This is a genomic window from Actinacidiphila paucisporea (assembly GCF_900142575.1).
Classification (GTDB): Bacteria; Actinomycetota; Actinomycetes; order Streptomycetales; family Streptomycetaceae; genus Actinacidiphila; species Actinacidiphila paucisporea.
Window position 1 is genome coordinate 14,642 of sequence record NZ_FRBI01000029.1, and the last position, 25,510, is coordinate 40,151.

A 25,510-nucleotide genomic window follows, 5' to 3' on the forward strand; every position below is an offset into this window, starting at 1 on the left:
GCAGCGGGTAGTCTGAGTGCATGCCCGAACCCCGTACCGTCGCCCTTGTCACGCTCGGATGCGCCCGTAACGAGGTGGACTCCGAAGAGCTCGCCGGCCGTCTGGCGGCTGACGGCTGGCAGCTGGTCGAGGACGCGGCGGACGCCGATGTGGCGGTCGTCAACACCTGCGGCTTCGTGGAAGCGGCCAAGAAGGACTCCGTCGACGCCCTCCTCGAAGCCAACGACCTCAAGGACGGCGGCCGCACCCAGGCCGTCGTCGCCGTCGGCTGCATGGCCGAGCGGTACGGCAAGGAGCTGGCCGACGCGCTGCCCGAAGCCGACGGGGTGCTGGGCTTCGACGACTACGCCGACATCTCCGACCGGCTGCGGACCATCCTGGCCGGCGGCGTCCACGCCTCGCACACCCCGCGCGACCGGCGAAAGCTGCTGCCGATCAGCCCGGCGGAGCGCCAGGCGTCAACGGTGGCGCTGCCGGGTCACTCGCAGGAGGTTCACTCGAACGGGCGCTTGTCCGGGGCGGGTGCCGCTGTGGCCGAGGGCGCCTCCGCGGTGGACGACGGGCCGGCCGTGGACCTCGCCGACCTGCCGGAAGGCGTCGCCCCCGCCTCCGGACCGCGCGCACCGCTGCGGCGCCGGCTGGACTCCGGGCCGGTGGCCTCGGTGAAGCTGGCCTCCGGCTGCGACCGGCGCTGCACCTTCTGCGCGATCCCCTCCTTCCGCGGCTCCTTCATCTCCCGCCGCCCCTCCGACGTCCTCGGCGAGACCCGCTGGCTGGCCACCCAGGGCGTCACCGAGGTCATGCTGGTCAGCGAGAACAACACCTCCTACGGCAAGGACCTCGGCGACATCCGGCTGTTGGAGACACTGCTGCCCGAGCTGGCGGCCGTGGACGGCATCGAGCGCGTCAGGGTCAGCTACCTCCAGCCTGCCGAGATGCGCCCCGGGCTCATCGACGTGCTGACCTCCACGCCCGGCGTGGTCCCGTACTTCGACCTGTCCTTCCAGCACTCGGCCCCCGGCGTGCTGCGGGCCATGCGGCGCTTCGGCGACACCGACCGCTTCCTCGAACTGCTCGGCGCGATCCGCGCGAAGGCACCCGAGGCGGGGGTCAGGTCCAACTTCATCGTCGGCTTCCCAGGCGAGACCGAGGCCGACCTCGCCGAGCTGGAGCGCTTCCTGAGCGCCGCCCGGCTCGACGCGATCGGCGTCTTCGGCTACTCCGACGAGGACGGCACCGAGGCGGCCGGCTATGACGGGAAGCTGGATGACGACGTGATCGCCGCCCGGCTGGCCCGGGTCTCCCGGCTCGCCGAGGAGCTGACCGCGCAGCGTGCCGAGGAGCGCCTCGGGGACACCGTGCGGGTGCTGGTCGAGGCCGTGGACGAGGAGACCGGCGAGGTGACGGGACGCGCCGACCACCAGGCGCCGGAGACGGACGGGCAGGTCGTGCTGGTTCCGGCCGCCGGGCACGGGCAGCTGCGGCCGGGGACCTTCGTGACCGCGAAGGTGACCGGCACGCAGGGCGTCGACCTGGTGGCCGAGCCGCTCGGCGGCGCCGCCGTGGTCGGCGCGCCCGCCGCGCCGGCCGCCGGCGCGGTCACGGACGGACCGGCGGTGGTGGGCAGATGAGCGGAGCCCCCGCGCCGGCCGCGTCCCCCACGCCGTCCTCCTCTTCCTCCGGATCCTCCTCTTCAGGTTCTGCCGGGCCGGCGGCTGCCGACTCGGGCGCCACGGTGGCACCCGCCTCCCTGGTGAACCCGGCGGCGGGCACCGACCACGCGGGCGACCCGGTGGCGCCGAACGCCGGCCTGTGGAATATCGCCAACCTGCTGACCATGACCCGACTGGTGCTGGTCCCCGGCTTCGTGCTGCTGCTGGTGCACGGCGACGGGCACGACCCGAAATGGCGCTCCTTCGCCTGGGCCGCCTTCGCCATCGCGATGATCACCGACCTCTTCGACGGTGAGCTGGCCAGGCGCTACGGGCTGGTCACCGACTTCGGCAAGATCGCCGACCCGATCGCGGACAAGGCGATCATGGGCGCGGCCCTCGTCGGGCTGTCCGCGCTCGGCGACCTGCCGTGGTGGGTCACCGCCGTCATCCTCTTCCGCGAGCTGGGCATCACCCTGATGCGGTTCTGGGTGATCAGGCACGGCGTCATCCCGGCGAGCCGCGGCGGCAAGCTCAAGACGCTCACGCAGGGCATCGCCGTCGGCATGTACATCCTGGTGCTGACCGGCCCGCTGGCCAGCACCCGCGCCTGGCTGATGGCCCTCGCGGTGCTGCTCACGGTCGCGACCGGGTTCGACTACGTACGGCAGGCCGTCGTGCTGCGGCGGGCCGGCCTCGCCGCCGAGCGGGAGGCGGCGCAGGAGCCCGCGGGCTCGCCGCAGCCCGCGGCGTCCTCCGGGGCGAGCGCCGCTGACGGGGCCGCGACCGGCGGGCCCGCGACGGGGGGACCGGGCGCCGAGGGGCCGGAGCAGGGCGTATGACGGGCGGCGCCGCGGCCGAGGTGCTGCGGCTGCTGGAGCTGCGGGGGGACACGCTCGCGGTCGCGGAGTCGCTGACCGGCGGTCTGCTGGCCGCCGAGCTGACCGGGGTGCCGGGCGCGTCCCGCACCTTTCGGGGGTCGGTGACCGCCTACGCGACCGCGCTCAAGCACGAGCTGCTCGGCGTGGACGCTGCGCTGCTCGCCGAGCGGGGCGCGGTGGACGCGCAGGTGGCGCGCGAGATGGCCGAGGGCGTACGCCGCAGGCTCGGCGCGGACTGGGGAGCCGCCACCACAGGCGTGGCGGGTCCCGAACCGCAGGACGGCCGGCCGGTGGGCACCGTTTTCGTGGCGGTGGCCGGTCCGGGCGGGGTCGCCGAGGTCGCGGAGCTGCGGCTGAGCGGGGACCGGACCGCGATCCGCCGGGCGTCGGTCGCGGCCGTCGTCGATCAGCTGCTCGAACAGCTTCGGAAGGTCTGCGAATAACCGGCCCGGCGTGCGTTCGGCGGCCGCAGGCAGGGAAGAACACCAAGGGGCGGGTTGTTTGCAGCCCTGAGTGAACACGTCTTTGCTCCCCGCACGGCCGGTGCCCGAGGCGGTACGGTGGGGCGAGAAGGATGCGGTACCGCGATCCGAGGAGGGAGCCACCGATGATTCTGCTCCGTCGCCTGCTGGGTGACGTGCTGCGTCGGCAGCGCCAGCGCCAGGGCCGCACCCTGCGCGAGGTCTCCTCGTCCGCCCGGGTCTCGCTCGGCTATCTGTCGGAGGTCGAGAGGGGGCAGAAGGAGGCGTCCTCCGAACTGCTCTCGGCGATCTGCGACGCCCTGGACGTGCCGATGTCCGAGGTGATGCGTGAGGTCAGCGACGATCTGTCGCTCGCCGAGCTGGCACAGTCCGCGGCGTCCGAGGCCACTGCCGCACCGATGAGGCCGCTGCTCGGCAGCGTCACATCGGTCACATCGGTGACGTCCGTCGCGTCCACCCCGGACGAACGGATCACCATCAAGGCACCGAAGAAGTCCGCGGAAACCGTGGACGTCGTCGCCGCCTGATGTCCGGCCGCCATCCCGTGCGGCGGCGGATCTGCTTTTGCCGTGTTCCAAACGGCGAGGCAGGGTAGGCGAAGAAGGTCCGATCATGGCCGCAAAGGGTCATATCGGATCCGATCGCGTCGATCCGCAGGGAGAACCCGCATGAGTGTCGTGAAGAGCCCTCTGTCCGAACAGGACCGCAAGGCCGTGGGAGACGCCCTCCAGGGCGCGCTGGTCGACCTTCTCGACCTGTCGCTGCTCGCCAAGCAGGTCCACTGGAATGTGGTGGGACCGCGCTTCCGCTCCGTCCACCTCCAGCTCGACGAGGTCGTCGACAGCGCGCGTACGCACGCCGACACCGTCGCCGAGCGCGCCTCGGCCATCGGCGTCTCGGCCGACGGCCGCGCCGGAACCGTCGCCAAGACCAGCGGCATCGACACGGTGACCGACGGCTGGGTCAAGGACACCGAGGTCGTCGAGATCATGGTGGCCGCGCTGGGCGCCGTCATCACCCGTCTGCGTGAACGCATCGAGCTGACCGAGAAGCCCGACCCGGTCTCCCAGGACATCCTGATCGGCGTCGCCCGCGACCTCGAGAAGGCTCATTGGATGTTCCAGGCCGAGAACGTCTGACCTGTCCGCTCGCTCGTTTGTTTGTGCTCCGGCACCGAAAGTACGGGCACCACGGGGGCCGCCGCGTGCGGCCCCCGCCGCGAACTCGGGGTCAGAGGAGGCGGCCATGCGTGCGCTTCAGGAAGTCCCGGCAGTCCCTTCCGGCCCTAGCGTCGCACCAGCGTCGCCGCCGTCGTCCTCGTCTTCGGTGGGATCCCGACGGCGTGCGGTGCGCTGCGTCATCGGAGTGATCGGCGGGGTGCTGTGGTGGGGCTCGCTGCTGTGGCTCGCGATACGCCCCGAGGCGGTCGGCCCGTGGCAGGGCGTACTGGCCGCGGGCGGCTGGAGTCTCGGCCTGATACCGCTGCACGCCGTGCCCGTAGGCATCCGGCGCACCCGCGCGACCCGGGCCCCGGACGGCGTCACCGCCGCCTGAGGCCCGGGCCCCGGTTACCGGGTGGGCACCGGCCCGCGCTGGCACCGTGGGCACCAGTACGCCACCCGCCGCTGCTCCGCCGGGCCGTGCTCGCCGACCCTGACCGGGGTGCCGCAGCGCAGGCACGGCCGGTTCGCCCGGCCATACACCCAGTGCGTACGCCCGCGCCGCGTGTCCCCGGTCGTCACGTGGCCGGGCCGGGACTTGTTGGCCTCCAGCAGCCGCTTGGCCAGCGCCACCAGTTTGTCCGGGGCGGTGACCTCACCGAAGGGCGTCCAGGGGGTCACCCCGCGCAGAAAGCACAGCTCGGCCACGTAGACATTGCCGATCCCGGCGAGATTGCGCTGGTCCAGCAGGGCCTCGCCCACCGGCCGCTCCGGCGCGCCCGCCAGCCGGTCAAGCGCCGCCGCCGCATCCCATCCCGGCCCGAGCAGATCGGGCCCGAGATGCCCGACCACCTGTGACTCCTCCGCGGTGGGCAGCAGTTCGAGAACCGGCAGCCGATAGCCGACCGCGGTCCTCGCCTCGTTCCCGAGCACTGCCCGTACCTGGTGCTCGGCCCCGCCGCGCCACTGCTCCCCGGGCGCGTACAGGTGCCAGGAACCGTCCATCCGCAGATGCGAATGCAGCGTCAGGCCGCCCTCCAGCCGCGCCATCAGATGCTTCCCGCGGGCCGCGACCTCCACCACCTGCCGCCCCACCAGCTCCACCGTGGCCAACTGCGGCACCCGCAACTCCGCCCGCACCAACGGCCGCCCGGCCAACGCCGCATCCAGCCGCTGAGCGGTCAGCCACACCGTGTCTCCTTCAGGCACCCCCCCATCATGCCGCCCCCACGATCCCCTCGCGCCGGGGGGCAACGCCTGACCCCCGCCCTCCGCGCGGACCCGCGGCTGTCCGGCCACGACCGCGTGCGACGACGGCCCGCCACCATCTCGCCCCGCGGCGCGGCGCGCGGCTGTGCGGCCACGACCGCCGTGCGACGACGGACCGCCACCATCGCACCCCCCGGCGCGGCGCGCGGCTGTGCGGGCCAGGCTGCCGAGCGGCGACGACCGTCACCGTCCTGCGGGCTACGCGGCTGAGCGGCTGAGCGGACACGACCGTGGTGTGGCGACGCATCGCCACCACCCCAGGGGCGCGGGGAACTGCGTGCCCAGCCCACCACCGGGGTGCGGGTTGCCACCGACCAGAAGGGGCTGTTGCTGTCACATCCGGACCACCGGCCGGTGGCCGGCTGGGCGCGCAGTTCCCCGCGCCCCTGGCGGGACCCAGCGACGCAGCCGCGGCGCTTGCCGGGTGTGCCCCGGAGAGTGAGGCACTTCGGGCCCGCCAGGGCATGTGCGCGGGGGCGCCCTGGTGGCCACGGCACCCCCCGCCGGGGGAAGCAGGGCCGCGCCCGGCGTACCGCTGTGGGGCGCGGGCACCCTCGCAGGGGAAGCCGGACCCGGGGCGCGCCCGGAGTCCAAGCGGCACCCCGCAGGGGACCGCGGGGGTCAGGGGGAGTCGCGCAGGCGCAGTCCGCGCGGTGTCGCGTGGAAGCCGGCCGCTTCCAGCGCCCGCCCGAGCGGCGAGGTCAACGCGGACTCGCCGTTCGTCCGCTCGACCGTGAGCTTGCCGAGCGCACCCTCCCGCACCGCCAGCGCCAGCGCATCCGCCGCGGCCTGCGTCCGTATCTCGTCAGTGGGCCAGGCCAGCAGGGTCTTGCCGCCCCGCTCGACGTAGAGGGCCACCTCGCCGTCGGTGAGCACGACCAGGGCGCCCGCCTTGCGGCCGGGACGGTGGGTGATACCTGCCGGCTGTTCGGGCCACGGCAGGGCCGCGCCGTAGGGGTTCGCCGGGTCCGCCGCGGCGAGCACCACCGTCCTGGTGCGGCCGGTCTGCTCCTCCTCCCGCTCCCGCGCCGTGTTCAGCGCGCGCAGCCGGTCCACGGCCCCGTCCATCGCGAACTGCGCCGCGCCCAGCCCCTCGATCACATAACCGCGCCGGGCCTGCCCGGTCTCCTCGAACGCCGCCAGCACCCGATACGCCGCGGAGAAGCCGCCCTCTACCCCTTCCGCCGCCACCGCACCCCGCGTCACCACACCGTGCCGGTCGAGCAGGGAATGAGTGAGGGCGTGGGCGCGCAGGGTCGGGTCCTGCTCGGCCGCGGGCAGCAGCGACCAGCGCCCCGCGGTCGTCGGCGGACCGTTGCGCGACGCTGTGGCGCGCGGCGCGGCCCGGCCGGCGAGCGAGCTGTACCGGCCGCGCGGAACCGACCGGGGCGCCCGGTGGGCCGTGGCCCCGGCGGTGCGGCCGGAGCCGAGCAGGGCGCGCAGCGGCGCGAGCGTGTCATTGGTGAGCCGGCCCGACCAGGTCAGATCCCAGACGGCGTCGGCGAGCTGAGGCTCCGTGACGCCGAGGCCGCCCGCCCGTACCTGGTCGGCGATCTGCCGGAAGAACAGCCCGTACCCGCCGGACAGCGCGGTGAGCACCGCCTGGTGGAGAGGGGTCAGCTCCAGCGGCTGGGGCGGCGGCAGCAACAGCGGCGCGGTGTCCGCCAGGTAGAGCGAGATCCAGCCGTCCTTGCCGGGCAGCCCACCGGCTCCCGCCCACAGGATCTCGCCCGAGGCGGTCAGCTCGTCCAGCATCGCCGGGGTGTACCCGGTGACCCGGGAGGGCAGCACCAGCTTCTCCAGCGCGGACGCCGGCACCGACGCGCCCTGCAACTGCTCGACCGCCCGCGCCAGGCCATCCATGCCGCGCAGGCTGTGCGTGCCGATGTGCTGCCACTGCGGCAGGAACACCCCCAGCGTCGCCGGCGGCACCGGCTCCAGCTCCTGGCGGAGTGCCGAAAGCGACCTGCGCCGCAGCCTCCGGAGCACGGCCGCGTCGCACCACTCCTGGCCCGCGCCGCCCGGCCTGAACTCGCCCTGCACCACCCGGCCGGCCGCTCCCAGCCGGTGCAGCACGCCGTCCGCGACCGCCGCCCCGAGCCCGAACCTCGCCGCGGCCTCGCCGGTCGTGAACGGTCCGTGCGTGCGGGCGTAGCGCGCCAGCAGATCCCCCAGCGGATCCTTCACCGGCTCGGTGAAGGCCACCGGCACCCCCACCGGCAGCGCGGTGCCCAGCGCGTCCCGCAGCCGTCCCGCGTCCTCGACCGCCGCCCAGTATTCGGCGCCGGCGATTCGCACCCGGATCGCCCGCCGGGCGGACTCCAGCTCCGCCGCCCAGGTCGGCTCCGCGCCCCGGGTGGACAATTCCGCCTCGGTCAAAGGTCCGAGCAACCGCAGCAGGTCCGCGACGCCCTCGGCGCTCCTTGCCCTGCGGTCCTCGGTGAGCCACTGCAGTTCGCGGTCCAGCTCCGCCAGCACGTCGGCGTCGAGCAGTTCGCGCAGCTCTGCCTGTCCCAGCAGCTCCGCGAGCAGGCGCGAGTCCAGCGACAGCGCCGCCGCCCGGCGCTCCGCCAGCGGCGAATCCCCTTCGTAGAGGAACTGCGCGACATAACCGAACAGCAGCGACCTGGCGAAAGGCGACGGTTCGGTCGTGGTGACCTCGACCAGCCGCACCCTGCGTGCCTCGATGTCGCCCATCAGCTCCACCAGGCCCGGCACGTCGAAGACGTCCTGGAGGCACTCGCGTACCGCTTCCAGCACGATCGGGAACGATCCGTACTCGGAGGCGACCGAAAGCAGCTGGGAGGCGCGCTGGCGCTGCTGCCACAGGGGGGTGCGCTTGCCCGGGCTGCGGCGCGGCAGCAGCAGCGCGCGGGCCGCGCATTCCCGGAACCGGGAGGCGAACAGCGCGGAGCCGCCCACCTGGTCGGTGACCAGCTGCTCGACCTCGCCCTTGTCGAAGGCGACATCCGCGGCCCCGACCGGCGACTGCTCGGGATCGAACTCCGCCTCCTGCCGCGTCGGGGCCATGTCGAGCAGGTCGAGCCCCATCAGGTCGGCGTCCGGCAGCCGCAGCACGATGCCGTCGTCGGCATGCATCGCCTGCGCGTCCAGGCCGTACTTCTCCTGGAGGCGAGCGCCGAGAGCCAGTGCCCACGGCGCGTGCACCTGCGCGCCGAACGGGGAGTGGATGATCACCCGCCAGTCGCCCAGCTCGTCGCGGAAGCGCTCGACCACGATCGTCCGGTCGTCCGGGACGTGGCCGCACGCCTGCCGCTGCTCGGTCAGATAGGCCAGCACATTGTCGGCCGCCCAGGTGTCGAGGCCCGCCGCCGACAGCCGCTCCCTGGCCGGCCCCTCGGCGAGCGCGCCCACCTCGCGCAGCCACGCCCCCAGCGCCCGGCCCAGCTCCAGCGGGCGGCCGAGCTGGTCGCCCTTCCAAAAGGGCAGCCGCCCCGGCACGCCGGGTGCGGGCGAGACCAGCACCCGGTCCCTGGTGATGTCCTCGATCCGCCAGGAGGTGGTGCCCAGGGTGAAGACGTCGCCGACCCTGGACTCGTAGACCATCTCCTCGTCCAGCTCGCCGACCCGCCCACCGCCCTTCTTCGGGTCGGCACCCGCCAGGAACACCCCGAACAGGCCCCGGTCCGGGATGGTGCCGCCCGAGGTGACCGCGAGGCGCTGCGCTCCCGGCCGCCCGGTCACCGTATTCGCCACCCGGTCCCACACCAGTCGTGGGCGCAGTTCGGCGAAGGCGTCGGAGGGATAGCGCCCGGCGAGCATGTCGAGCACCGCCGTGTAGGCGGAGTGCGGCAGGGAGGCGAAGGGTGCCGCGCGTCGCACCACCGTCAGCAGCTCGTCGACGTCCCAGCTGTCCAGCGCGGTCATCGCGACGATCTGCTGGGCCAGCACGTCGAGCGGGTTGGAGGGCACCCGGAGCGACTCGATCGCCCCGGCCCGCATCCGCTCGGTGACCACCGCGGACTGCACCAGGTCGCCGCGGTATTTGGGGAAGACCACACCGGTGGAGACCGCACCGACCTGGTGACCCGCGCGCCCCACCCGCTGCAGGCCCGAAGCGACCGAGGGCGGCGACTCCACCTGGACGACCAGGTCGACGGCGCCCATGTCGATGCCCAGCTCCAGGCTGGAGGTGGCGACGACGGCCGGCAGCCGGCCGGCCTTCAGGTCCTCCTCGACGAGCGCCCGCTGCTCCTTGGACACCGAGCCGTGATGGGCGCGGGCCAGCACCGAGGGCGCCCCACGGGCCGCACCCGACTGTGCCATGACCTCGGCGGGGGAGTGGGCTTCGGGCAGTGGCTCGCCCTCCGCCCGCTCGTGCCCGATCTCGTTGAGCCGGTTGCAGAGCCGCTCGGCCAGCCTGCGCGAATTGGCGAAGACGATCGTGGAGCGGTGGGCCTGCACCAGGTCGGCGATCCGCTCCTCCACATGGGGCCAGATCGAGGGCCGCTCAGCGGGACCCGCGGCCGGACCGCTGTGCTCGGCCTGGTCGGCGACCGGCGAGCCGCCCAGCTCGGCCAGATCCTCCACCGGCACCACCACCGACAGCCGGAATTCCTTCTGCGACGGCGGCTGGACGACGGTCACCCTGCGCTGCGGGGACAGATAGCGGGCGATCTCGTCCACCGGACGCACGGTGGCCGACAGCCCGATCCGGCGGGCGGGCCGGTCGAGCAGGCGGTCGAGACGCTCCAGCGACAGGGCCAGGTGGGCGCCGCGCTTGGTGCCCGCCACCGCGTGCACCTCGTCCAGGATCACCGTCTCGACCCCGGCCAGCGCCTCCCGGGCGGCGGAGGTGAGCATGAGGAAGAGCGACTCCGGGGTGGTGATCAGGATGTCGGGCGGCCTGGTGACCAGCGCGCGCCGCTCCGCCGGCGGGGTGTCCCCCGAGCGGATCCCGACCCGCACCTCGGGCTCGGGCAGCCCGAGGCGCACCGATTCCTGGCGCAGGCCCGCGAGCGGGCTGCGCAGATTGCGCTCCACATCCACTGCCAGGGCCTTCAGCGGTGAGACGTAGAGCACCCGGCAGCGCTTGCGTGCCTCGGCCGGCGGCGGGGTGGCCGCCAGCCGGTCGAGCGCGGCCAGGAAGGCGGCGAGTGTCTTGCCCGAGCCGGTGGGCGCGACGACCAGCACGTCGGAGTCCTCGGCGATGGCCTTCCACGCCCCTGCCTGGGCGGGAGTGGGCTCGCTGAACGCCCCCGTGAACCACGCTCGGGTGGCGGGGGAGAAAGCGTCGAGGCTGCTGCGACTGGACATGCCACCATCCTGCCTCGCCGGACCGACAGCGCGCTGAGCCGGAATCGCGACCTGTGGATAACTCCTGGCGCGGTCACGCCACAATGGCCTCATGACGCCGCGCGAGCAGGCAAGACACTGGGAGCACCCGGCGCTGCCGGGGGTGGACCTGCTGCGGGCCCGCTACGTCCGGCACACCTTCCCCCGGCATGCTCATGACGGCTACGTGATCGCCGCGGTCACCGGGGGAGTGGAGGGCATCGGCCTGCCGGACGGGGCCGAGCGGGCCGGTGCGGGCGGTGTCGTGCTGATCAACCCCGGGACACCGCACTCCGCGTACGCGGGCACCGAGGAGGGGTGGGCCTACCGCGTCCTTTACCCCGCCCCGCAGGTGGTCGCCGCGGTGGCCGCCGACCTCTTCGGTTCGCGCGGCACCCCGGCCTTCGACGCCACCGTCGTGCACGACCCCGTCACGGCCCGGATGATCGCCGACGTCCACACGGCGGCCGAGAGCGACAACGCGCTCGCGGCCGACACGTGCCTGCGGCTCCTGCTGGCCCGCCTGCTCGCTCGGCACGGATCCGTGCCCGCCGCGGCCGGCGGCCGCGCGGGCGGACAGGCCGTCGCCGCCCGCGCCCGCGACCTGCTGGCGGCCCGGCTGGCGGAGCCCCCCAGTCTGGAACAGCTCGCCACCGAGTTCGGCACCAGCCCCTTCGCCCTGCTGCGGGCGTTCAAGTCCGTCTACGGGCTGCCCCCGCACGCCTGGCTGACCGGCGAGCGCGTCAAGGAGGCCCGCCGGCTGCTGGACGCCGGCGTCGCGCCCGCGAGCGCCGCGACCGCCGTCGGCTTCACCGACCAGTCGCACCTCACCCGCCACTTCACCCGGATCGTCGGCGTCCCGCCAGGGGCGTACCAGCGCGAGCGCAAGAACGTACAAGACCCGCCGGTCGCCCGTTCCTAGCCTGGGCGCATGACCGCACCGCCGATACCTGACAGAGCCGCTGACCAGCCGCCGTCCCCCTCCCCGTCCCGCTCACGCGTGGTCCGCGACGCCCTCGGTGTCGGGGTGGCCGTGGGGCTGTCCGGTTTCGCCTTCGGCGTCACCTCGGCCGGCGCCGGGCTCACGGTGGCGCAGAGCTGCGCGCTGTCGCTGCTGGTCTTCACCGGCGCCTCCCAGTTCGCCCTGGTCAGTGCGCTCGGCGCGGGCGGTAACCCCCTCGCGGCAGCGGCCGGCGCGTTCTTCCTCGGCGCACGCAACGCCTTCTACGGGCTGCGGCTCTCCGGGCTGCTGCGGCTGCCTGCGGCGGTGCGCCCGCTGGCCGCGCAATGGGTCATCGACGAGACCTCGGCGGTGGCGCTCGCCCAGCGGGACCGGGCCGCCGCCAGGCTCGGCTTCACCGTGACCGGCGCGAGTCTTTACGCGCTGTGGAATCTCACCACCCTGCTCGGAGCGCTGGGCGCCTCCGCGCTCGGCGACCCGGCGGCCTGGGGCCTGGACGCGGCCGGTCCTGCCGTCTTCCTCGCCCTGCTGGCCCCCATGGTCAAAGGCCGTACCGAACGCGCCGTGGCGGCGCTCGCCGTGCTCCTCGCACTGGCCGGGCTGCCGCTGCTGCCCGCCGGGGTGCCGGTGCTGGTCGCCGCTCTCGCCGCGCCGCTGGTGCTGGCGGGCAGCCGGTGGACCAGGAGAGGCACCGCGGCGGCCGGTCCGGAACAGCGTGAGGCGCGGCGATGAGCCCTGACGCCCGCACCTGGACGGCGATCACCGTGACGGCGGCGGGCTGCTACGCGGTGAAACTGCTCGGCCTGTCGGTACCAGCGGGGCTGCTGGAAAGACCGCTGGTCAAACGGCTCGCGGCCCTGGTGCCGATCGCGCTGCTCGCGGCGCTCACCGCGCTGCAGACCTTCGGCACCGACAAGCCGGGGTTCACCGTCGACGCACGCGCCGCCGGACTCGCCGCCGCCTGGGTGGCGGTGCTGCTGCGGGCGCCCTTCCTGGTGGTGATCGCGGCGGCGGTTCTCGTCACCGCGGGCCTGCGGGCACTGTCCGGCGTGTGACGAAGGGCGGGCGGGATCCGCGCGGCGGGCGCGCGATACTGGCACCCATGCGGTTGACGATTTTCTGGGAACGAATGCGCGCTCATTTCGGTGACGCCTACGCCGACTCCTTCGCACGGGACCATGTCATGGCCGAGCTGGGCGGGCGTACGGTCCACCAGGCGCTCGACGACGGCTGGGAGGTCAAGGACGTCTGGCGCGCGGTGTGCGCCGCCATGGACGTCCCCGCGACCCGCCGCTGATCTGTCGCCGGACGGACGCCACGCCGCGTCCCTCCGGCGGCAGCGGACCGCGCCAGGGCACTCCCGCTGCGCCGAATGAGTCGATATCAGGACTTTCCCCCCGCTCAAGGCGAGACTTGGCGCGTGGCAGGCAGCGACGACACCCCCGATCCGGCCGCACCTGCTGCCCCGCCGCCCGGCGGACCCGGTTCTCGCGACACGCACGGCACGCCACGTGCCCGAATGCCGCGCTGGCTGCCGCGCGCACTGCTGCTCGCCCTCGCGCTCATCGCCTGCTATCAGTTCGCACACTGGGCCTTCGACCGGCTCCTCGGACTGCTCGTCAACATCGTGGTCTCGTTCTTCTGTGCCGTGGCCATCGAGCCCGCGGTGGAATGGATGGCCACCCGGGGAGTCCGCCGCGGGGCGGCCACCGGCCTGGTCATTCTGGTGGTGCTGGCCGCGGCGGCGGGCTTCCTCCTGGCGCTCGGCTCGCTGCTGGTCGACCAGATCGGCACCATCGTGCGCAATCTGCCGCAGTACGTGGACGACGTCGTCGTGTGGATCAACAGGACCTTCCACTCCCACCTCGACACCGGCAGGCTCCGGGACAACGTCCTGCACTCCGACTGGGTGCGCACCTATCTCGCGAACGGCGCGAGCAGCGTGTGGGGACTGTCGGCCACCGTCGTCGGCACCGTCTTCCAGCTCTTCACCGTGCTGCTGTTCACCTACTACTTCGCCGCCGACGGCCCGCGGCTGCGGCGCGCGCTGTGCTCCGTACTGCCGCCCGCCCACCAGGCGGAGGTGCTGCGCGCCTGGGAGATCGCGGTCGCCAAGACCGGCGGCTACCTCTACTCCCGCGCGCTGATGGCGCTGATCTCCGGAGTCGCGCACTACATCCTGCTCCAGGTGCTCGGGGTGCCCTACGCGCCCGCGCTCGCCGTCTGGGTCGGGCTGGTCTCGCAGTTCATCCCGACCGTCGGCACCTATCTGGCGGGCGCGCTACCGGTCCTGATCGCGTTCACCGAGGACCCGTGGGACGCCCTGTGGGTGCTGTGCTTCGTCGTGGTCTACCAGCAGTTCGAGAACTACCTGCTGCAGCCGCGGATCACCGCGCGCACCGTGGACATCCACCCGGCGGTCGCCTTCGGCTCGGTCATCGCGGGCACGGCCCTGCTCGGCGCGGTCGGCGCCCTCATCGCGATCCCCGCGACCGCCACCCTGCAGGGCTTCTTCGCAGCCTACGTGCGGCGCTACGAAGTGACCGATCCCCGGGCCTGACGGCCCCGGCGGGTCGCTTGACACGGAATTCGAACATCCATTCTTATGGAGGCGCCGGGCGGATTTCCTGGTCGGCGGCATGGATTCGGGCCGGAACTACCCGGCCGGAACCGCCCGAGTTATCCACAGGCCGGAGCGACGTCCGGGCGCATTGTCAGTGGCACGCGCTAGCGTCGTGGACGTGAAGCGATCGAACCAGACATCCCGGGTGGAACCCATGGCAGGAAACGACCGCGACAAGGCGCTTGACGCCGCGCTCGCACAGATTGAACGGCAGTTCGGCAAAGGCGCGGTCATGCGCCTCGGCGACCGGCCGAATGAGCCCATCGAGGTCATCCCCACCGGGTCGACCGCCCTGGACGTGGCCCTCGGCGTCGGCGGACTGCCGCGCGGCCGGGTGGTAGAGGTGTACGGCCCCGAGTCCTCGGGCAAGACGACGCTCACCCTGCACGCGGTGGCCAACGCGCAGAAGGCCGGCGGCACGGTGGCGTTCGTGGACGCCGAGCACGCCCTCGATCCCGATTACGCCAAGGCGCTCGGCGTCGACACCGACAACCTGCTGCTGTCCCAGCCGGACACCGGCGAGCAGGCGCTCGAAATCGTGGACATGCTGGTCCGCTCCGGCGCCATCGACCTCATCGTGATCGACTCCGTGGCAGCCCTCGTGCCGCGGGCCGAGATCGAGGGTGAGATGGGCGACTCGCACGTCGGCCTCCAGGCCCGGCTGATGAGCCAGGCACTCCGCAAGATCACCAGCGCGCTCAACCAGTCGAAGACCACCGCGATCTTCATCAACCAGCTCCGCGAGAAGATCGGTGTGATGTTCGGCTCACCGGAGACCACCACCGGCGGCCGCGCGCTGAAGTTCTACGCCTCCGTCCGGCTCGACATCCGCCGGATCGAGACGCTCAAGGACGGCACCGACGCGGTCGGCAACCGCACCCGCGTCAAGGTGGTCAAGAACAAGGTCGCGCCGCCCTTCAAGCAGGCCGAGTTCGACATCCTCTACGGCCATGGCATCAGCCGTGAGGGCGGTCTGATCGACATGGGCGTCGAGCAGGGCTTCGTCCGCAAGTCCGGCGCCTGGTACACGTACGAGGGCGACCAGCTCGGCCAGGGCAAGGAAAACGTCCGCAATTTCCTCAAGGACAACCCGGATCTCGCGGACGAGATCGAGAAGCGGATCAAGGAAAAGCTGGGCGTCGGCGTGCCGAAGACCACCGAAGCCCCGGCAGTCCAGCCGGGCGCCGACGCGGTAGGTGTCGCGGCGCCGGCCAAGGCCGAGGTCCCGGCGCCGAAGAAGGCGGCCAAGGCCACCGCTGCCAAGGCCTGACGCCATGGCGCGCAGGTCCCAGGAGCGCGGCGGCTCTTCCGAGTCGAGGGCCTCGCAAGAGCCGCCGCTCGATCCCGAGGAGCAGGCGCGGGCGCTGTGCCTGCGCCTGCTCACCGGGACTCCGCGCACCCGGCGGCAGCTCGCCGACGCCATGCGCAAGCGGGAGATCCCCGAGGAGGTCGCGGAATACGTCCTGGAGCGCTTCCAGGACGTGGGCCTGATCGACGACCAGGCGTTCGCCAACGCATGGGTGGAGTCACGGCACCGCGGCCGCGGCCTGGCCCGCCGGGCCCTCGCCCAGGAGCTGCGCCATCGAGGGGTGGAGGCCGAGCTGGTGAGCGAGGCCGTCGGTCTGCTCGACCCGGAGCAGGAGGAGGAGACCGCACGGGCCCTGGTGCAGCGCCGGCTGCCCGGTACGCGCGGCCTGGAGCGGGACCGGCGGATCCGGCGGCTGGCCGGGATGCTCGCCCGCAAGGGCTACGGCGAGGCGCTGGCCCTGAAGGTGGTGCGTGACGCCCTCGTGCAGGAGCAGGAGGAAAGCGCCGACAGCGCGGAGGGACTGGACCCATGGGAATAGCCGAGCGGCCGGGCCGTCCGGCGTAGGACCACCCCGCCACCTACCGCCCAGCTGCCTACCGCGTCCGCCCGCTGACGCGCGGGCCCGCCGCGCTGCCTCCCGGCATTCCGCGGGCTTCGGAATGTTGACCGCCGTCGTCCTGGCCGTCCTCCTCGTCACCGCCGCCCGTGGTCGGCGGACCGCCGCGGGCGAGGTCAGCGTAGGAGTACAGCTCGGCGGGCCGGCAGCCGACCATGGCGGTGACCAGATGGCCGTCCGGCCGGATCAGCAGCACCGTGTGCGCCGTTGCCCCCGGGTAGGTCTCGGCAACCAGCAGTTCCGCGGGAGTGGGCAGTGCGGCGACCGCCGACGCCAGCCGGGGCATCAACCCGGCCGTCAGCCAGTGCCTGCTCTCCCACACCCCCGTGCCTGGCGCGATCAGGACCACCACCAGCCCCTGCCCCAGCCGGTCCCGCAACCGCCCGACCGTTCCGTCGAGCGAGGTCACCTGCACATCGGCGACCTGCCCGCCCGGCGCCGTGTCGCATCCCGCCACCAGTGGGGACGCCCCGGACCTGCCGCCGCCCGACCGCGGCGCGGGCAGCGCGAGCGGCGAGCGCCCGTAGACCCGGGAGGCGGCTGCCGCTCCCAGCCCCAGGTGGCTGTCGGTCAGCAGTTCCGCCTGCCCGCGCGCCGACCCGGACAGCAGCGACTGCCGTACGGTCTGCCAGGTGCCGCTGGCCCGGAGCAGGGGAAGCACCTGGTCGGTGGCCCGCAGCCGGGCGCCGACCGCGCCGCGCCGCTCGGCCTCGTAGCTGTTGAGCAGCAGCTTGGACGCACCGTCGTGCCAGGCGAGGGCCAGTTTCCAGGACAGGTTCTCGGCGTCCCGCAGACCCTCCTCGACGCTCTGTGCGCCGAGCGCCCCCATCAGGTGCGCGGCGTCCCCGGCCAGGAAGGCCCGGCCGGACCGCCAGCGCCTGGCAAGCCGCTGGTGCACCGAGTAGTCGGCGGAGCCCACCACCTCGTACGGCACGACGCTGCCGCACCACGTGGTGAGCGTGCCGCGCAGCCGCTCCACCAGGGCGTCAGGGGTCAGCGCACGGGCCTGTACCGGCAGCAGCCAGTCAAGCCGCCACAGCCCCTCGGGAAGCGGCCGCGCCGTCACCTCCTGCCCGGCGGGAGCGCCCGGCGGGTCGCGGTGCAGCAGGGCCACGCCCGGCTCGGGCAGTTCGGCGCGCACCACCGCCACGGCATGCCGGTCCACCGCCGTGCGGCCGGGGAAGCGCACCCCCAGCAGCTTGCGTACCGTCGACCGCGGGCCGTCGCACCCGACCAGGTAACTGCCCCGCCACCAGGTCTCGTGCGAGCCGCTGGTGTGCACCGTGACCCCGCGCCCGTCCTGCTCCAGCGCGTCCACCCGGCAGCCGGCCACGATCCGCACGGAGCCGCACCGGAGCAGCGCCTGCCGCAGGCCGTTCTCCAGCCGGTGCTGTGCGATGTGCACCGGCGCGTCGTCGGCTCCGAAATCGATCCGCGCCACCTCGGCGCGCCGCCGTACGGTGCGCCAGCCGATCCAGGCGGCGCCCTCCTCGCGGGCGGCGGGGAAGCCCAGCCGCTCGACCAGCGCGACCTCCGCCGGCCCCAGCACCGCGGTACGCGACCGCCGCAACCCCTCGGCGTCGGCGATCACCTCCGATTCGTCCAGGAGGATGACGGGGACGTCGCGGCGGGCCAGCGCGAGGGCGAGGGTCAGGCCCACAGGGCCCGCCCCCGCGACGATCACCGGGTCCATGGAGCAGCCCCCGGAAGAAGTGCGGTCACAAAGCGTATGCAACCCACTGCGCCTGCCCACGTCAAGCGACAGTGGCACGTCGGCGCGGTGCGCCGACCTGCGCCCGGCGCATGCCGGTGGCATCGAACGGCGCCGGTGACGCGTACCGGCTCGGTAACGGTCGGCACCGTGAGCCGGTAGCCCCTTGACGCACCCCGGGCCGATCAGCGTGGATTCGGTCACAGGGCCGGGCACGACCGGCCCGAACGGACGAGGCCGCACCTGGCAGGCCAGAAGGAGGAGACCGCAGATGCGGCTGCTGCTGGTGGAGGACGACGACCGGGTCGCCGCGGCCGTCTCCGCACTCCTCGGCAAGCACGGATTCGACGTCAAGCATGCCCGCAGCGGCGAGGAGGCGATCCAGGCGCTGCTTCCCGACGGCGGTCCGGCCTTCGACTGCGTCCTCCTCGACCTCGGCCTGCCCGACCAGGACGGTTTCGAGGTGTGCAGCCGCATCAGGCGCAGGACGGGCACCCCGGTGATCATGGTCACCGCCCGCGCCGACGTCAGGTCCCGGATCCACGGTCTCAACCTGGGCGCCGACGACTACATCGTGAAGCCGTACGACACGGGGGAGCTGCTCGCCCGCATCCATGCCGTCAGCCGCCGGCCGCCCCTGGCCGCGGCCGGCCCCGTGTCGCCGGAGCAGCTGCCCGGCGCCGGGTCGGCAGCCGCTCCGGACAGCGCCGGGCCGGCCGCGCAGCGCACCCGGCTGCTGCTCGGCCCGATCGCCATCGAGCTGCCCACCCGGCGTGTCACCGTGGACGGCGCCCCGATCGTGCTGACCCGTAAGGAGTTCGACCTGCTGGCGCTGCTCGCCGGGCGGCCCGGCGTGGTCTTCCGCCGGGAGCAGATCATCAGCGAGGTGTGGCGGACCGCATGGGAGGGTACGGGCCGCACCCTTGAGGTCCATGTCGCCTCGCTGCGCTCGAAGCTGCGTACCCCGGCCATGATCGAGACGGTCCGCGGTGTCGGCTACCGGCTCGTCGTACCGTCCGCCGGCTGACCCGGCCGCCCTGGTACCGCGCCGTGCGCTCCCGCCTGCTTCCGCTGCTGATCGTGCTGATGGCCGGTGTCCTGCTGGCCCTCGGCATCCCGCTGGCCGCGAGCCTGGCCGCCGCGCAGCAGCAGCGTGTGGTCGTCGACCGCATCGACGACACCACGCGCTTCGCCGCGCTCGCGCAGTTCGTCACCGCGCGCGACGAGCAGAAATCCGTCGTGGACAGCGTGGACGACGAAAGACTGCACACATTGCGCACGGAACTGGCCAGGTACCAGCAGCTCTACGGCATCAGCGCCGGTGTCTTCTACCGTGACAGCGCCACCATGGCCGCGGCTCCCAAGAGCTGGCAGCTGCCCGCGGAGGGCGAACTCTACGACGCCTACGAGTCGGCGCTGCTGGGCCGCCGGGCCCACGACCCGGCGCAGGTGTGGCCCTGGCAGCACCGCAGGCTGGCCATCGCGTCGCCGATCGTGCGGGACGGCGACGTGGTGGCGGTCGTCGTCACCGACTCGCCGACCGGCGCCCTGCGCTCCCGCATCCTGCACGGCTGGATGCTGCTCGCGGCGGGTGAACTCGCGGCCATGGTCATCGCAGTGCTGTGCGCGGTGCGGCTGACCGGCTGGGTGCTGCTGCCGGTGGCCACCCTCGACCGGGTCACCCACGACATCGCCACCGGCCGGATGAAGTCCAGGGTCGGAGCGGCCGGCGGGCCGCCGGAACTGCGACGCCTGATCCGGTCGTTCAACGAGATGGCCGACAATGTCGAGGCCGTGCTCGACCAGCAGCGCGCCTTCGTCGCCGACGCCTCCCATCAGCTGCGCAATCCGCTGTCCGCACTGCTCCTGCGGATCGAACTGCTCGGCCTCGAATTGCCCGAGGGCCATACCGAGGCCGAGTCGGTCATGGAGGAGGGGCACCGGCTGGCACAGGTGCTCGACGATCTCCTGGGCCTGGCGCTCGCCGAGAATTCCGGCAGCCATCTGGCGGTCATGGACATCGCGGCCATGGCCCGTACGCGTACGGCCGCATGGCGGCCCGTCGCGGACCGGGCGGGCGTCGTCATGGACGTCGTCGCGTCGCCCGAGGGCGCCGCGGTGACCGGATGGGCCGATCCCGTCGCCCTGTCCAGTGCGCTGGACGCGGTGCTGGACAACGCCATCAAGTTCACCCCAGCCGGGGCCGCCGTCACGGTCGTGGTGGCGGCGGAGGGCGACAGTGCCACAGTCGTGGTGGCCGACAGCGGTCCGGGCCTCGCGGACGAGGAGCTGTCCAGGGTCGGCGACCGCTTCTGGCGCAGCGCCCGGCATCAGAATGTGCAGGGTTCCGGGCTCGGCCTGTCCATCGCCAAGGCACTGCTCAGCCAGGGCGGCGGCGCCATCGCGTACCGCCACCACGATCCGTCCGGCCTCGAGGTCACCCTCCGCGTGCCGCGCGCGGCACCGGCCGTGGCCGCCTAGCGGCGCGGACCCCCGCAATGGACGGGACGGCTACGGCTTGACCGAGCGGTAGTAGCGCTCGGCGCCCGCATGCAGCGGCAAGGGGTCGGTGAAGACCGCTGTCCGCAGATCCACCAGCTGGGCGGCGTGCACGACACTCCCGATCGCGTCCCGGCTGTCGATCACCGCCCGGGTCAGCCGCTGCACCAGCCCGGCGTCGGCGCGGTCCGTGGTGATCAGCAGATTGGCCACCGCGACTGTGGACACCGCCTTGCCGTCCTGCGCCGCCGGATAGGCGTCGGCCGGCATCACCGCCTGCCGGTAGTAGGCCATGTCGGCGCCCATAGCGTGCAGCGGGGCGACCAGGTCCCCGAGTTGCACGAGCCTGATCCGTGCCACGGGAGTCGCCATCGCGGAGACCGCGGCGGTCGGCAGCCCGCCGGACCAGAAGAACGCGTCGAGCCGGCCGTCGAGCAGCATCGCGGGCGCCTGGTCGATGCCGATCGGCTCGGCTGTGACGTCCCTGTTCATGTCCATGCCCGCCGCGGCGAACAGGCGCCGGGTGATGAGGTTGACGCCGGAGTCCGCCTGCCCCACCCCGACCGTCATATGGCGCAGGTCGCGGATCGAGCGCACCGGCGAGTCACGCGGTACGACCAGTTGCATGTAGTCGTCGTAGAGCCGCGCGACAGCCCGCAGCCCTGACTTCCCCGGGCCGTCGTAACTGGCCACCGCGTCGGCCGCCGCGATGGTGAAGTCGGCCCGCCCCGAGGCGACCCGCTTGATGTTGTCCACGGATCCCTCCGTGTGCACCAGCGCGACGTCGACCCCGGGCAGCGCCGTCCGCAGGTCGCTCTGCAGCAGCATGCCGTACTTCTCGTACACACCGTTGGCGACGCCCGTGGCGAAGGACAGCGGCACTCGCGGGTAGCCGGGGCCGCCGGACGGGACCAGCCACCACAGCAGGAGCGCCAGCGCCGACGCGGCGGCCAGCGCGGTCTGCAGCACTCGCCGGCGCCGGGCACGGCGGCTCTGCGGCCACAGGATGCCGAGGCGGGGGAGGTCCATGCCCCGCGATCCTGCCAGGCCGCGCCGATACGCGGAAGGGCCGGTGGACACGGGCGGGGGCCGGTGGCCCGCGGGCGTCGGAAGGCGGAGGCGACACCGCCCGGGAACCACGTACTCTGGTGGATTGTTATGAGCGCGCGTACTTACGAGGTCCGCACCTACGGGTGCCAGATGAACGTCCACGACTCCGAGCGGCTGTCCGGCCTGCTGGAAGGCGCCGGCTATGTGCGGGCGCCGGAGGGCGCCGACGGGGCGGACGTCGTCGTCTTCAACACCTGTGCGGTGCGGGAGAACGCCGACAACCGGCTCTACGGCAACCTCGGCCAGCTGGTGCCGAAGAAGGCCGCCCGCCCCGGCATGCAGATCGCCGTGGGCGGCTGCCTGGCGCAGAAGGACCGCGACACGATCGTGAAGCGGGCGCCCTGGGTCGACGTCGTGTTCGGCACCCACAACATCGGGCAGCTGCCGGTGCTGCTGGAGCGGGCCAGGATCGCCGAAGAGGCCCAGGTCGAGATCGTCGAGTCGCTGGAGACCTTCCCCTCCACGCTGCCGTCCCGCCGCGAGTCCGCGTATGCCGCCTGGGTCGCGATCTCCGTGGGCTGCAACAACACCTGCACCTTCTGCATCGTGCCCGCGCTGCGCGGCAAGGAGAAGGACCGGCGGCCCGGCGATGTGCTGGCCGAGGTCGAGGCGCTGGTCGCCGAGGGCGTCATCGAGGTCACCCTGCTCGGCCAGAACGTCAACGCCTACGGCTCCGACATCGGCGACCGCGAGGCCTTCGGTAAGCTGCTGCGGGCCACCGGCGCGGTCGAGGGACTGGAGCGGATCCGCTTCACCTCCCCGCACCCGCGTGATTTCACCGACGACGTGATCGCGGCGATGGCGGAGACGCCGACCGTGATGCACCAGCTGCACATGCCGCTGCAGTCGGGCTCGGACCGGGTGCTCAAGGCGATGCGCCGGTCGTACCGGCAGGATCGTTACCTCGGCATCATCGAGAAGGTGCGGGCCGCGATGCCCGACGCCGCGCTCACCACCGACATCATCGTGGGCTTCCCCGGCGAGACCGAGGAGGACTTCGAGCAGACCCTGCACGTGGTGCGCGAGGCGCGCTTCGCACAGGCCTTCACCTTCCAGTACAGCAAGCGGCCCGGCACCCCCGCCGCGGAGATGGACGGCCAGATCCCCAAGGCCGTCGTCCAGGAGCGCTACGAGCGGCTGGTCGCCCTCCAGGAGGAGATCTCCTGGGAGCAGAACAAGACGCAGCTCGGCCGCACCCTCGAAGTGCTGGTCGCCGAGGGCGAGGGCCGCAAGGACGACGCGACCCGCCGGCTGTCGGGACGTGCGCCCGACAACCGCCTGGTGCACTTCGAGCGCCCGGAGGGGCAGCAGGTCAGGCCGGGCGACATGGTGACCGTCGAGATCACCTACGCGGCACCGCACCACCTGCTCGCCGAGCGCCCCGCGCTGTCCGTGCGCCGTACGCGGGCCGGTGACGCGTGGGAGCGGCGCACCGCGGCCGCTGCGCCGCAGTCGGCCGGCGTGATGCTCGGGCTGCCGACGATCGGGGCGCCCGCGTCGGCGGAGTCGATGGCCGGCACCGGGGGCTGCGCGGTCGACTGAGCGCAGGTCGTCGAAGGAGGCTGGAGCGGTCGGCGTCCGCAGGCCCGAGGCGGACGCGGGGGCGCTGCCGGGCGCCGGCGGTAAGGTGTCGATCATGCTGGTCGCCGCTGCCGTCTGCCCCTGCCCGCCGCTGCTGGTGCCCGAGGTGGCGGTCGGGGCCGCACCAGAACTGGACGCGCTGCGAGACGCCTGCGGGGACGCTGTCGGGGTGCTGGCCGCGTCCCGGCCCGACCTCCTGGTGGCCGTGGGGCCGGCCGAACTGCCGGCCAGCGGCGCCTTTCCCGCGGGTACCCGCGGGTCCTTCCGCCAGTTCGGCGTCGCACTGGAGGTGCGGCTCGGCAGCGCGGGGGAGACCGACGGTGACAATGGCCCGGCCGATGATCTGCGCCTGCTGCCGCCCTCGCTGGCCGTGGCCGCCTGGCTGCTGCGCGGCTGGCACGCGAGCCCGGTGCAGGGCCTGGGAGTGGGGGAGCAGCTGGCACCCGACCGCTGCGCCGCCGCCGGGCAGGACGTCGCCGCGTCGGCGGGGCGGGTCGCACTGCTGGTGATGGGCGACGGCAGTGCCTCCCGTACGGTCAAGGCGCCGGGCTACCTGGACGACCGCGCCGAGGGTTTCGACGCGTCCGTCGCCGCCGCGCTCGCCGCGGCCGACACCGAGGCGCTGGCCGGGCTCGATCCCGAGTTGGCGCAGGGAGTACGCGCCGCCGGCCGGGCACCCTGGCAGGTGCTGGCCGGCGCGGCTCGCGGCGCCGGCCTCGGCGGGCAACTGCTGTACGAGGAGGCGCCCTACGGCGTCGGATACTTCGTGGCCGGCTGGACATAGCCGCCGGTCAGGCCGCGAGCGCCGACCCACGTGGACGGGCCGCGGAAGGTGGAATTCCGCGGCCGTCCGGTCTCACCCGCCGTATGCCACGCCGCTTGCGGCGGGGACGGCACTCACCGGGGTAAGCGGGTGTCAGACTGTGCCGCCGGTGTCCCGGCCGCCGCCCTCGCCGCCGAGCTTGTCCGCTGCGTCCCTCGCCTTGTCGGCGCCGGTGTCGATCTTCTCGGAATACTTGCCGCCGGTCTTCGAGTCCGCGGTCCGCGCCGCCTTGTCGATTCCCGAGTCGACCTTGTCAGGATGCTGCCGGGCCATGTCACCGGCCTTGTCCTTCGCCAGGCCGAGCTTGTCCTTGAGCGTGTCCATGAAGCTCATCTGGCACCTTCCTCGAATGATGCGACCAGGGCGGCTGACCTGCGCCATCCGCGACCAGATAGCCGCAAAACACCACAAGCATCGCGAAATGCCCTTCGCTCCCAGACGATACCCGCGCCGGCGTGAATGCGCGCTGCCTGGCCCGCGGCCCCCGTGGATCGAGGTCGGTACCGGATGTTTGGGAGACTGATCGTGTGAAGAACCGTGTGATCGCCGTCGTCGGCCCCACCGCAGCCGGAAAATCGGACCTCGGTGTCGCTCTGGCCCGGATTCTGGGCGGCGAGGTGATCAACGCCGACTCCATGCAGCTCTACCGCGGCATGGACATCGGCACCGCCAAACTTCCGCCCGACGAGCGGCACGGCGTGCCGCACCACCTGCTGGACATCTGGGACGTGACGCAGGCCGCCAACGTCGCCGACTATCAGCGGCTGGCCCGCGCCGAGATCGACCGCCTGCACGCGGCGGACCGGGTACCGGTGCTGGTCGGCGGCTCCGGGCTGTACGTGCGCGCGGCCATCGACCCGCTGGAATTCCCGGGCACCGACGCCGCCGTCCGCGCCCGGATCGAGGCCGAACTCGAGCTGCGCGGCCCGGGCGCCCTGCACGCCCGGCTGGCCGCCGTCGACCCGGCCGCGGCCCGGGCGATCCTGCCGAGCAACGGCCGCCGGATCGTCCGCGCCCTTGAGGTGGTCGAGATCACCGGTCGACCCTTCACAGCCAATCTCCCCCAGGTGGAGGCGCAGCAGCCGGTCTACGACACCGTGCAGATCGGACTCGACATCCCCCGGCCGCTGCTCGACGAACGCATCGCGCTGCGGGTCGACCGCATGTGGGGGGCCGGCCTCGTCGCCGAGGTCCGCGCCCTCGAGGCCGTCGGGCTGCGCGAGGGTCGCACCGCCTCCCGCGCCCTCGGCTACCAGCAGGTGCTCGCCGCGCTCGCCGGGGAGTGCACCGAGGAGCAGGCACGCGCGGACACCGTGCGGGCCACGAAACGCTTCGCACGGCGGCAGGATTCGTGGTTCCGACGCGACGGCCGTGTGCACTGGCTCACCGCCCAGGGCGAAGAACTCACCGACCGTGCGCTGACGTTGCTCGGAGAAGCGGTCACAGCCTGATCACGTGATGGCATCGGGACGCTCCGGCGTCCCGGACCAGCCCTCCGACCGTGCCATCATCGAGCATCTAGCTACGGTGTCGGAGAC

At 73.2% G+C, this 25,510-nt stretch carries 23 protein-coding genes; 18 read left to right on the forward strand and 5 right to left on the reverse strand.

Features of this window, described 5'->3' with window-relative positions:
* Positions 1-20: 20 nt before the first annotated feature.
* From rimO to BUE44_RS30170, 6 genes are all read left to right on the forward strand, one after another.
* Positions 21-1,631: a 30S ribosomal protein S12 methylthiotransferase RimO gene (rimO, locus tag BUE44_RS30145; RefSeq protein WP_073502197.1), complete on the forward strand. Its 1,611-nt coding sequence runs from the start codon at positions 21-23 to the stop codon at positions 1,629-1,631.
* A 104-nt stretch (positions 1,632-1,735) separates the two neighbouring features.
* The gene (pgsA, locus tag BUE44_RS30150) at positions 1,736-2,494 is read left to right on the forward strand and encodes a CDP-diacylglycerol--glycerol-3-phosphate 3-phosphatidyltransferase (protein WP_407640072.1); all 759 of its coding nucleotides are present in this window, start codon (positions 1,736-1,738) and stop codon (positions 2,492-2,494) included.
* On the forward strand, positions 2,491-2,976 hold the full coding sequence (locus BUE44_RS30155; protein ID WP_073502198.1) for a CinA family protein: 486 nt from the start codon (positions 2,491-2,493) through the stop codon (positions 2,974-2,976). The genes pgsA and BUE44_RS30155 overlap by 4 nt, the downstream gene beginning before the upstream one ends.
* Positions 2,977-3,140: 164 nt before the next feature.
* A complete protein-coding gene (locus BUE44_RS30160; RefSeq protein WP_073502199.1) occupies positions 3,141-3,542 on the forward strand; it encodes a helix-turn-helix domain-containing protein in 402 nt (133 codons plus the stop codon).
* A gap of 141 nt (positions 3,543-3,683) precedes the next feature.
* A complete protein-coding gene (locus BUE44_RS30165) occupies positions 3,684-4,154 on the forward strand; it encodes a Dps family protein (protein ID WP_073502200.1) in 471 nt (156 codons plus the stop codon).
* Between the two features lie 187 nt (positions 4,155-4,341).
* Positions 4,342-4,569, forward strand: coding sequence for a hypothetical protein (locus tag BUE44_RS30170; RefSeq protein WP_073502201.1), 228 nt, complete (start codon positions 4,342-4,344; stop codon positions 4,567-4,569).
* Between the two features lie 14 nt (positions 4,570-4,583).
* On the opposite strand, the gene BUE44_RS30175 is transcribed toward BUE44_RS30170, so the two are convergent.
* Positions 4,584-5,384: a DNA-formamidopyrimidine glycosylase family protein gene (locus tag BUE44_RS30175; protein ID WP_073502202.1), complete on the reverse strand. Its 801-nt coding sequence runs from the start codon at positions 5,382-5,384 to the stop codon at positions 4,584-4,586.
* 681 nt (positions 5,385-6,065) lie between these two features.
* Positions 6,066-10,721, reverse strand: coding sequence for an ATP-dependent helicase (locus BUE44_RS30180; RefSeq protein ID WP_073502203.1), 4,656 nt, complete (start codon positions 10,719-10,721; stop codon positions 6,066-6,068).
* 91 nt (positions 10,722-10,812) lie between these two features.
* Between BUE44_RS30180 and BUE44_RS30185 the strand changes: the two genes are divergently transcribed.
* The 7 genes from BUE44_RS30185 (at position 10,813) to recX (ending at position 16,170) form a co-directional block, all read left to right on the forward strand.
* Complete coding sequence (locus BUE44_RS30185; protein ID WP_073502204.1) at positions 10,813-11,661, forward strand: AraC family transcriptional regulator; 849 nt, start codon at positions 10,813-10,815, stop codon at positions 11,659-11,661.
* Positions 11,662-11,670: 9 nt separating this feature from the next.
* A complete protein-coding gene (locus tag BUE44_RS30190) occupies positions 11,671-12,432 on the forward strand; it encodes an AzlC family ABC transporter permease (protein WP_079190209.1) in 762 nt (253 codons plus the stop codon).
* Positions 12,429-12,755, forward strand: a complete 327-nt coding sequence (locus BUE44_RS30195) for an AzlD domain-containing protein (protein WP_073502205.1) — start codon at positions 12,429-12,431, stop codon at positions 12,753-12,755. The genes BUE44_RS30190 and BUE44_RS30195 overlap by 4 nt, the downstream gene beginning before the upstream one ends.
* 47 nt (positions 12,756-12,802) lie before the next feature.
* Positions 12,803-12,997 carry a DUF3046 domain-containing protein gene (locus BUE44_RS30200; RefSeq protein WP_073502206.1) on the forward strand — a complete coding sequence of 65 codons (195 nt, stop codon included), beginning with the start codon at positions 12,803-12,805 and terminating at the stop codon, positions 12,995-12,997.
* Positions 12,998-13,072: 75 nt separating this feature from the next.
* The gene (locus BUE44_RS30205; protein WP_079190210.1) at positions 13,073-14,260 is read left to right on the forward strand and encodes an AI-2E family transporter; all 1,188 of its coding nucleotides are present in this window, start codon (positions 13,073-13,075) and stop codon (positions 14,258-14,260) included.
* Positions 14,261-14,477: 217 nt separating this feature from the next.
* Entirely contained in the window at positions 14,478-15,593 is a 1,116-nt protein-coding gene (gene recA, locus BUE44_RS30210) for a recombinase RecA (protein ID WP_073502207.1), read from the forward strand.
* Between the two features lie 4 nt (positions 15,594-15,597).
* Positions 15,598-16,170, forward strand: coding sequence for a recombination regulator RecX (recX, locus tag BUE44_RS30215; protein ID WP_073502208.1), 573 nt, complete (start codon positions 15,598-15,600; stop codon positions 16,168-16,170).
* Positions 16,171-16,225: 55 nt separating this feature from the next.
* Here recX and BUE44_RS30220 read toward each other — a convergent pair whose 3' ends face one another.
* Entirely contained in the window at positions 16,226-17,941 is a 1,716-nt protein-coding gene (locus BUE44_RS30220; protein ID WP_079190211.1) for an FAD-dependent monooxygenase, read from the reverse strand.
* Between the two features lie 289 nt (positions 17,942-18,230).
* On the opposite strand from BUE44_RS30220, the gene BUE44_RS30225 reads away from it, so the two are divergent.
* Complete coding sequence (locus BUE44_RS30225; protein ID WP_073502210.1) at positions 18,231-18,986, forward strand: response regulator transcription factor; 756 nt, start codon at positions 18,231-18,233, stop codon at positions 18,984-18,986.
* 23 nt (positions 18,987-19,009) lie between these two features.
* Positions 19,010-20,440 carry a sensor histidine kinase gene (locus BUE44_RS30230; RefSeq protein WP_073502211.1) on the forward strand — a complete coding sequence of 477 codons (1,431 nt, stop codon included), beginning with the start codon at positions 19,010-19,012 and terminating at the stop codon, positions 20,438-20,440.
* A gap of 30 nt (positions 20,441-20,470) precedes the next feature.
* On the opposite strand, the gene BUE44_RS30235 is transcribed toward BUE44_RS30230, so the two are convergent.
* Positions 20,471-21,487 (reverse strand): TAXI family TRAP transporter solute-binding subunit, encoded by a 1,017-nt coding sequence (locus BUE44_RS30235; RefSeq protein ID WP_073502212.1) that lies wholly within the window; start codon positions 21,485-21,487, stop codon positions 20,471-20,473.
* Positions 21,488-21,616: 129 nt separating this feature from the next.
* Between BUE44_RS30235 and miaB the strand changes: the two genes are divergently transcribed.
* Positions 21,617-23,110: a tRNA (N6-isopentenyl adenosine(37)-C2)-methylthiotransferase MiaB gene (gene miaB / locus BUE44_RS30240; RefSeq protein WP_073502213.1), complete on the forward strand. Its 1,494-nt coding sequence runs from the start codon at positions 21,617-21,619 to the stop codon at positions 23,108-23,110.
* Positions 23,111-23,204: 94 nt separating this feature from the next.
* Positions 23,205-23,933, forward strand: a complete 729-nt coding sequence (locus BUE44_RS30245) for a class III extradiol dioxygenase subunit B-like domain-containing protein (RefSeq protein WP_073502214.1) — start codon at positions 23,205-23,207, stop codon at positions 23,931-23,933.
* 132 nt (positions 23,934-24,065) lie between these two features.
* Here BUE44_RS30245 and BUE44_RS30250 read toward each other — a convergent pair whose 3' ends face one another.
* Positions 24,066-24,305: an antitoxin gene (locus tag BUE44_RS30250; protein WP_107415888.1), complete on the reverse strand. Its 240-nt coding sequence runs from the start codon at positions 24,303-24,305 to the stop codon at positions 24,066-24,068.
* 194 nt (positions 24,306-24,499) lie between these two features.
* On the opposite strand from BUE44_RS30250, the gene miaA reads away from it, so the two are divergent.
* Entirely contained in the window at positions 24,500-25,423 is a 924-nt protein-coding gene (gene miaA / locus BUE44_RS30255; protein ID WP_073502215.1) for a tRNA (adenosine(37)-N6)-dimethylallyltransferase MiaA, read from the forward strand.
* Positions 25,424-25,510: the final 87 nt, after the last annotated feature.

What these genes read in the sequence shown, in the direction of transcription:
- BUE44_RS30235 (WP_073502212.1), bottom strand. Translation starts at nt 21,487, where the DNA reads ATGGACCTCCCCCGCCTCGGCATCCTGTGGCCGCAGAGCCGCCGTGCC.
- BUE44_RS30160 (WP_073502199.1), top strand. Translation starts at nt 3,141, where the DNA reads ATGATTCTGCTCCGTCGCCTGCTGGGTGACGTGCTGCGTCGGCAGCGC.
- BUE44_RS30180 (WP_073502203.1), bottom strand. Translation starts at nt 10,721, where the DNA reads ATGTCCAGTCGCAGCAGCCTCGACGCTTTCTCCCCCGCCACCCGAGCG.
- rimO (WP_073502197.1), top strand. Translation starts at nt 21, where the DNA reads ATGCCCGAACCCCGTACCGTCGCCCTTGTCACGCTCGGATGCGCCCGT.
- BUE44_RS30195 (WP_073502205.1), top strand. Translation starts at nt 12,429, where the DNA reads ATGAGCCCTGACGCCCGCACCTGGACGGCGATCACCGTGACGGCGGCG.
- BUE44_RS30245 (WP_073502214.1), top strand. Translation starts at nt 23,205, where the DNA reads ATGCTGGTCGCCGCTGCCGTCTGCCCCTGCCCGCCGCTGCTGGTGCCC.
- BUE44_RS30155 (WP_073502198.1), top strand. Translation starts at nt 2,491, where the DNA reads ATGACGGGCGGCGCCGCGGCCGAGGTGCTGCGGCTGCTGGAGCTGCGG.
- recX (WP_073502208.1), top strand. Translation starts at nt 15,598, where the DNA reads ATGGCGCGCAGGTCCCAGGAGCGCGGCGGCTCTTCCGAGTCGAGGGCC.
- BUE44_RS30185 (WP_073502204.1), top strand. Translation starts at nt 10,813, where the DNA reads ATGACGCCGCGCGAGCAGGCAAGACACTGGGAGCACCCGGCGCTGCCG.
- BUE44_RS30205 (WP_079190210.1), top strand. Translation starts at nt 13,073, where the DNA reads ATGAGTCGATATCAGGACTTTCCCCCCGCTCAAGGCGAGACTTGGCGC.
- BUE44_RS30200 (WP_073502206.1), top strand. Translation starts at nt 12,803, where the DNA reads ATGCGGTTGACGATTTTCTGGGAACGAATGCGCGCTCATTTCGGTGAC.
- recA (WP_073502207.1), top strand. Translation starts at nt 14,478, where the DNA reads ATGGCAGGAAACGACCGCGACAAGGCGCTTGACGCCGCGCTCGCACAG.
- BUE44_RS30250 (WP_107415888.1), bottom strand. Translation starts at nt 24,305, where the DNA reads ATGAGCTTCATGGACACGCTCAAGGACAAGCTCGGCCTGGCGAAGGAC.
- BUE44_RS30190 (WP_079190209.1), top strand. Translation starts at nt 11,671, where the DNA reads ATGACCGCACCGCCGATACCTGACAGAGCCGCTGACCAGCCGCCGTCC.
- BUE44_RS30220 (WP_079190211.1), bottom strand. Translation starts at nt 17,941, where the DNA reads ATGGACCCGGTGATCGTCGCGGGGGCGGGCCCTGTGGGCCTGACCCTC.
- BUE44_RS30225 (WP_073502210.1), top strand. Translation starts at nt 18,231, where the DNA reads ATGCGGCTGCTGCTGGTGGAGGACGACGACCGGGTCGCCGCGGCCGTC.
- BUE44_RS30165 (WP_073502200.1), top strand. Translation starts at nt 3,684, where the DNA reads ATGAGTGTCGTGAAGAGCCCTCTGTCCGAACAGGACCGCAAGGCCGTG.
- miaB (WP_073502213.1), top strand. Translation starts at nt 21,617, where the DNA reads ATGAGCGCGCGTACTTACGAGGTCCGCACCTACGGGTGCCAGATGAAC.